The sequence below is a fragment of the Curtobacterium sp. 18060 genome (genome assembly GCF_902706105.1).
Taxonomy (GTDB): Bacteria; Actinomycetota; Actinomycetes; order Actinomycetales; family Microbacteriaceae; genus Curtobacterium.
In genome coordinates, this window is the sequence record NZ_CACSJV010000086.1 from 1 (window position 1) to 7,065 (window position 7,065).

Consider the following 7,065-nt stretch of genomic DNA (forward strand, 5'->3'; position numbering starts at 1 on the left):
GCGCGGGGCGGGGCGGCACGCCGTGCGCTGGTCCTCGGGGTTCCACAACATGCCGCGCGCTGACCGTCGAGGTTCCACAACACGCGCGATCGCACGCCGAGATGCGCAGATCTCGGAACCCCACGAGCGGGCGCGGAGGCGGGTGCCCCGCCGAAGCGGGGCGCCCGTGCGCGCCCCCGCAGGGGCATTGCGCGCCCCCGCAGGGGCATTGCGCCCCGAAGAGCCGGGGCGCGATGCCCGTGAGCGGGCGCGAACCCGACGCGCCACTCCCGCGGGCGCGGCGCGGCGCGGCACAGCACGGCGCGGCGCAGGGGCTAGGCGGGAGCGGTCAGCCAGCGGAACGGGATGGTGATCGTCACCTCGGTGCCGCTGCCGGTCAGGGTGTGCCAGTCGATCGTGCCGCCGAGCTCGCCCTGGATGAGCGTGCGGACGATCTGGGTGCCGAGACCCGACCCGACCTTCCCCTCGGGCAGACCCACGCCGTTGTCACGGACCTCGATCTCCAGGTGGTCGTCGAACCGGCGGGCGACGATCTCGACCTCACCGTCGCGCCCGTCCAGCCCGTGCTCGACGGCGTTCGTGACGAGCTCGGTGAGCCCGAGTGCGAGCGGCGTGGCAGCCTCGGACGGCAGCACCCCGAACTCGCCGGTCTTCTTCGGGTGCACGGTCGTGTTGTGCGACGCGGCGACCTCGGTGACGAGCTTGAGCACCGAGTCGAAGACGTCGTCGAAGTCGACCGTCTGGCTCAGGCCGCTCGACAGCGTGTCGTGCACGACCGCGATGGCTGCCACGCGGCGCATGGCGTTCTGCAGCGAGGTCCGTGCCTCGTCGGAGTGCGTCCGACGAGCCTGGATGCGCAGCAACGACGCCACCGTCTGCAGGTTGTTCTTGACGCGGTGGTGGATCTCGCGGATCGTCGCGTCCTTGGTGATGAGCTCGCGCTCCTGGTGCCGGAGCTCGGACACGTCGCGGCAGAGCACGATCGCACCGATGCGGTCGCCGTGGTCGCGGAGCGGGATCGACCGCAGCGACACCGTCACGCCCTTCGACTCGATGTCGGCCCGCCATGGAGCGCGACCGGTGACCACGAGGGGCAGTGACTCGTCGACGTCGAGCTGCGCGCCGATGAGCTCCGTGGTGACCTCGGCGAGGGACTTCCGCTCGAGCTCCCCCTCGAAGCCCATCCGGTTGAAGGCGCTCAGGCCGTTCGGGCTGGCGAAGGTGACGATGCCGGCGGTGTCGAGGCGCAGCAGACCGTCACTGGCGCGCGGGGCGCCGCGGCGCGGACCAGCCGGGGCACCGAGGTCGGGGAAGTCGCCCGTCGCGATCATGCCGAACAGGTCGTTCGCACTCGCGGTGAAGTTCAGTTCCTGACGGCTCGGCGTCCGCATCTCGTCCTGGTTGGAGTGGCGCGTGACGACGGCGATCGGCCGCTCGGTGGTCTCCGCGCTCTTGGCACTGAGGCGCCGCAGCACCGGGATCGCACGGACCCGGGTGGGGGTGTCCTCGTACCAGTCGGGCTCGGCGGAGTCGACGACGCGGGCGCCGGCGAAGCTCTCGGTCACCTGCCCGCGCCACTCCTCGCGGATCTCCTGCCCGACGATGTCGCGGTAGAACAGCGTGGCGGCGGAGCTCGGTCGGGCGTGTGCAACGGCGACGAACGAGCCGTCCTCGGCAGTCGGCACCCACAGCACCATGTCGGCGAAGGACAGGTCGGCGAGGAGCTGCCAGTCCCCCACGAGCAGGTGGAGCCACTCCACGTCGGCTTCGGAGGAACGGCCTTGCGCGAGGACGAGGTCACTGAGGGTCGACACCCAGCCAGTCTAGGTGCGCCGACTTGTGGAGAACGTCGTCCTCTCCACAGGCCCAGCAGCTTTGTATTTCTCATGTCGCACGCCCCATACGCTCGCTCCAGCAACGGAAGGGGCAGGGGTGGCGGAGCAGGCACGCCGGATCGACCACACGACGACGACGGCACACTCGCCGCCACTGACGATCGTCGAACCGCAACCGGTCGAGGAACCGGCGAGCGGCCCTCCGGACCCGGCGGACACCGCACGCGCCCTGGGACTGTGCGTCGCCGAGGTCCTGACCGGGGCCCGCGACGTCGACAGCATCGCCCGCTGGATCACCGACGACGTGCACCGACACCTGCAGCAACGTGCAGCCGTGGCCGCGCACGCCCGCTCAGTGCGCCGACGGTCTCGGAGCCGAGCGGTGCTGCGGGTCGGCAGCGTGCTCGTCTGCCGACCGGCGGACGGCGTCGCCGAGGCGACCGTCGTCGTGCACACACGCAGTCATGCACGCGCCGTGGCGATGCGGTTGGAGACGCGGGACGGCAGGTGGCGGGCGACCGCGATCGGCGTCCTGTAGGTGCCTGACGCGGACGGGAGGCCCGTGGCGGTGTCGCCACGGGCCTCCCGTCCGTCGTCGGTGCGCGTGGTGCGCTTGGTGAGCAGGAATGGTCGGGTCCCGACGCGGGACCCGACCATTCCTGCTCACGATGCGCTCGCGCGCACGCGGACTACTTCTTCGACGCCTGACGACGCTCGGCACGGTTGCCGGCCGCGGCAGCCTGGCCGGAGGCCGTGGCTGCGTTGCCGAACGCGGAGCCCTGCTCGGGCTCGGCAGCTGCCTCGGCCTCGGCCTGGGCCTGCTGCGCACGCGCCGTGGCGGCCTGCTCGAGGCGGCCCTTCTCGTCGCGCACCTCGACCTCGCCGTCGATCGACGGTGCCGAGTACTCGAGGCCGGAGACCTCGTCCTCGCCGAGACCCTTGGCCTCGATGACGGCGTTCTCGCCGTCGGACTGCACCTGGACCTCGAGGTTGAACAGGTAGCCGACCGACTCTTCGCGGATCTGGCCCATCATCGTCTGGAACAGCGCGTAGCCCTCGCGCTGGTACTCGACGAGCGGGTCACGCTGCGCCATCGCGCGGAGGCCGATGCCGTCCTTGAGGTAGTCCATCTCGTACAGGTGGTCGCGCCAGCGGCGGTCGATCACCGACAGGACGACACGACGCTCGAGCTCGCGCATCGCCTCGTCGCCGAGGAGCTCCTCACGCGTGGAGTACGCCAGCTTGGCGTCGGAGAGGATCTCGCGGCCGAGGAAGTCGCGCGACGCCTTGCCCTTCGAGCCGGCTTCGGTGATGACCTCGTCGATGGAGATCGAGATCGGGTAGAGCGTGCCGAGCTCGGTCCACATGGCGTCGAGGTCCCAGTCGTCCGGCGAGCCCTCACCGGTGTGGGTGTCGATCACGTCGTCGATGACGGCCTTGAGGAACGACTGCGCGCGGTCGTGCAGGTCGTCGCCCTCGAGGATGTGGCGGCGGTCGCTGTAGATCGCCTCGCGCTGCCGGTTCAGGACGTCGTCGTACTTCAGGACGTTCTTGCGGATCTCGGCGTTCCGGCCCTCGACCTGTGCCTGGGCGGAACGGATCGCGCGGCCGACGAGCTTGTTCTCGATCGCCAGGTCGTCCGGCACGTTCGAGCGGCCCATGAGGCTCTCGGCGGCACCGGAGTTGAACAGGCGCATGAGGTCGTCGGTGAGCGACAGGTAGAAGCGGCTCTCGCCCGGGTCACCCTGACGACCGGAACGACCGCGCAGCTGGTTGTCGATGCGGCGCGACTCGTGGCGCTCGGTGCCCAGGACGTAGAGCCCACCGGCCTCGCGGACCTTGTCGCCCTCGACCTCGACCTCAGCCTTGACGCGGGCGAAGACCTCGTCCCACTCGGCTTCGTACTCGTCGGGGGTCTCGGTCGGCGACAGGCCCTTGGCGTGCATCTCCTGCACCGCCAGGAACTCGGAGTTGCCGCCGAGCATGATGTCGGTGCCTCGGCCGGCCATGTTCGTCGCGACGGTGACGGCGCCGAGGCGACCGGCCTGGGCGACGATCGCGGCTTCACGCGCGTGGTTCTTCGCGTTGAGGACCTCGTGCTTCACGCCCTTCTTGGCGAGGAGCTTCGACAGGTACTCGGACTTCTCGACGCTCGTGGTGCCGACGAGGACGGGCTGGCCCTGCTCGTGGCGCTCGGCGATGTCCTCGGCGACCTGCTCGAACTTGGACTTCTCGTTCTTGTAGACCAGGTCGGTCTGGTCGATGCGCTGCATCGGCTTGTTCGTCGGGATCGGGACCACGCCGAGCTTGTAGGTCGACATGAACTCGGCCGCTTCGGTCTCGGCGGTACCGGTCATGCCGGAGAGCTTCTGGTACAGCCGGAAGTAGTTCTGCAGCGTGACCGTGGCGAGGGTCTGGTTCTCCGCCTTGACCTCGACGTTCTCCTTCGCCTCGATCGCCTGGTGGATGCCCTCGTTGTAGCGACGGCCCATCAGGATGCGGCCGGTGTGCTCGTCGACGATGAGCACCTCGCCGTTCATCACGACGTAGTCCTTGTCGCGCTTGAACAGGGCGACGGCCTTGATGGAGTTGTTGAGGAACGAGATGAGCGGGGTGTTCGCCGACTCGTACAGGTTGTCGATGCCGAGGTAGTCCTCGACCTTCTCGATGCCGGGCTCGAGCACGCCGACGGTGCGCTTCTTCTCGTCGACCTCGTAGTCCTCGCCCGGGGTCAGGCGCTTGGCGATCGAGGCGAACTCCGTGAACCACCGGTTGGCCTCGCCCGAGGACGGGCCGGAGATGATGAGCGGCGTGCGGGCCTCGTCGATGAGGATCGAGTCGACCTCGTCGACGACGGCGAAGAAGTGGCCGCGCTGCACCATGTCGGAGGCCTGCCACGCCATGTTGTCGCGCAGGTAGTCGAAGCCGAACTCGTTGTTCGTGCCGTAGGTGATGTCCGCGGCGTACTGCTCGCGGCGCTCGGCCGGCGTCTGGTTGGCGATGATGCAGCCGGTCGTCATGCCGAGGGCGCGGAAGACGCGACCCATGATCTCGGACTGGTACGACGCCAGGTAGTCGTTGACCGTGATGACGTGGACGCCGCGCGACGGAATCGCGTTGAGGTAGGCCGCCGTCGTCGCGACGAGGGTCTTGCCCTCACCGGTCTTCATCTCGGCGATGTTGCCGAGGTGCAGGGCCGCCCCGCCCATGAGCTGCACGTCGAAGTGCCGCATGCCGAGGGTGCGCTTCGCTGCTTCCCGCACGGCGGCGAACGCCTCGGGGAGCAGGTCGTCGAGGGTCTCGCCGTTGGCGTACCGCTCGCGCAGCTCCTTCGTCTCGTCCTGGAGTTCCTCGTCGGTGAGGCTCGAGAAGTCGTCCTCGAGGTCGTTGATCGCCGAGGCGTACGCCTTCAGCCGGCGGACGGTGCGTCCTTCGCCGATGCGGAGGACCTTCTCCAGCACGTTTGCCACGTGAGCTCCTTACGGGGTCGTCGTGCGCGACCTGCGCGCCCGATCGACCAGTCATGCTAGCAACCCCCCGGTGCCGTGCGCTGTGAGGGGTGTGGGTGTGGGGGCAGCGGTGTGCGCGGCCCGCGAACGGACCGCGCACACACGGGTCGGACGGTGTCCGCAGCGATCGCGTCAGGCGAGCGCGGCGGCCGGCTCGGCGTCCACCGACGCCGCGGCACCGGTCTGGTCGTCGATGCCGATCACGCCGTAGTCCCAGCCCTTGCGTCGGTAGACGACGCTCGGGCGGTGGGTCTCGGCGTCCACGAACAGGTAGAAGTCGTGTCCGACGAGCTCCATGAAGTACAGGGCGTCGTCGACGGTCATCGGCGCGGCCTCGAAGACCTTGTGCCGGATGACCACGGGGCTGTAGACCTCGTCGTCCTCGTCCTCCGGTGCGTCGGCATCGACGACCGGGACCGCGCCGGTGGCCACGTCCTCGATGAGGCGGCCGTCAGCGGGGACCACCCCCATGCCGTCGAAGCCACTGCCTGCGGCCTCGGCCACCGAGGTCGGGCGGTGACGACCGCGGTGCACCTTGCGCCGGTCACGAGCACGACGCAGCCGTTCCATGATGCGGGCGAAGGCGAGGTCGAAGGCGGCGTACTTGTCGGACGCAGCGGACTCCGCCCGCACGAGGGGCCCGGGACCGATGAGCGTCAACTCGATGCGGTCCTCGCCCTGGCTGCCGCCCGACTTCTCGTGGTGGCGGCTGATGCGCACCTCGAAGGCGAGCGCACGGTCAGCGAGCACGTCGATCTTCTCGGACTTCTGTTCGACGTAGGTGCGGAATCGGTCGGTGACCCCGACGTTCCGGCCTGTGATCGTCACGTCCATGTCGCGGCTCCCATCGAGCTTCGGCGCGTCGCCTCCATCCGGCGAACCCGAACGCCTTGCCGCGAGGCTAGACCCGCCGCAGGTCCCGCGTCACGGTGCGTCGGCGAGTCTGCCGGACACCCACCGGACGCACAGCGGTCACCCGGTGTTCACCGAGCCGTCAGTCCTCGACGCTCGCGACGGCCACGCACCGGACGACCCGGCCGCCCGCGGCGCGGACCGCCCGCACCCCCTCGGCCATCGTGACGCCGGTCGTCACGACGTCGTCCACGAGCACCACGTCCCGCCCGTCGACCCCGCACGCCCGCAGAGTGCCGACGGTCGCGGCGACCCGCTCGATCGCCGTCCGTTCCTTCTGCCCCGGCCCCGCGCTCGCCGCTCCGCCCCGGACCCGCACCCGTCGGAGCCGCCCGGTGCCACGGACGCCGCCGCGGGCGAGCAGCAGCACCACGGGGTCGAACCCCCGACGCCGTGCCCCCGCCCGCGACGGCGGGACCCGCAGCACGACGGTGTCCACGGGTGCCTCGGCGATCGCGGCACGCACGAGCGAGCCGAAGCGAGCGCCGAGCGGTCGTGCGACGTCCACCCGACCGCGGAGCTTCAGCTCGAGCAGCAGGGTCCGGACGAGTCCCTCGTACTCGAAGGCGGCGTCGAGCCGCACGCCCGCGACGAGTCGGACCCGACGCGGGCGTACGGCCAGGGCGGCGCGGCAGGCCCGGCAGAGCGCACGGTCGGGGCGTCCGCAGCCCAGGCAGTCCACCGGCAGGAACAGGCCGAGCACTGCGAGCGCGGCATCGCGCCACGTCGTGGGCGGGTCCTCGGTGCGCATGCGACGAGTGTGGTGGCGACCGGACGGCGGTCGTGGGCCGACCGTGCGGACGGTGGAC

At 70.3% G+C, this 7,065-nt stretch carries 5 protein-coding genes; 1 reads left to right on the forward strand and 4 read right to left on the reverse strand.

Annotation, left to right across the window (positions count from 1 at the left end):
* Positions 1 to 314: 314 nt before the first annotated feature.
* A complete protein-coding gene (locus GVL05_RS19380) occupies positions 315 to 1,814 on the reverse strand; it encodes a sensor histidine kinase (protein WP_111085963.1) in 1,500 nt (499 codons plus the stop codon).
* Positions 1,815 to 1,932: 118 nt separating this feature from the next.
* Between GVL05_RS19380 and GVL05_RS19385 the strand changes: the two genes are divergently transcribed.
* Positions 1,933 to 2,373, forward strand: coding sequence for an Rv3235 family protein (locus GVL05_RS19385; RefSeq protein WP_159574205.1), 441 nt, complete (start codon positions 1,933 to 1,935; stop codon positions 2,371 to 2,373).
* A 151-nt stretch (positions 2,374 to 2,524) separates the two neighbouring features.
* Here GVL05_RS19385 and secA read toward each other — a convergent pair whose 3' ends face one another.
* The 3 genes from secA to GVL05_RS19400 form a co-directional block, all read right to left on the reverse strand.
* The gene (gene secA / locus GVL05_RS19390) at positions 2,525 to 5,305 is read right to left on the reverse strand and encodes a preprotein translocase subunit SecA (RefSeq protein ID WP_123938737.1); all 2,781 of its coding nucleotides are present in this window, start codon (positions 5,303 to 5,305) and stop codon (positions 2,525 to 2,527) included.
* A gap of 171 nt (positions 5,306 to 5,476) precedes the next feature.
* Complete coding sequence (raiA, locus tag GVL05_RS19395) at positions 5,477 to 6,178, reverse strand: ribosome-associated translation inhibitor RaiA (RefSeq protein ID WP_123338985.1); 702 nt, start codon at positions 6,176 to 6,178, stop codon at positions 5,477 to 5,479.
* Positions 6,179 to 6,338: 160 nt separating this feature from the next.
* Complete coding sequence (locus GVL05_RS19400; protein ID WP_159574206.1) at positions 6,339 to 7,007, reverse strand: ComF family protein; 669 nt, start codon at positions 7,005 to 7,007, stop codon at positions 6,339 to 6,341.
* Between the last annotated feature and the right edge of the window lie 58 nt (positions 7,008 to 7,065).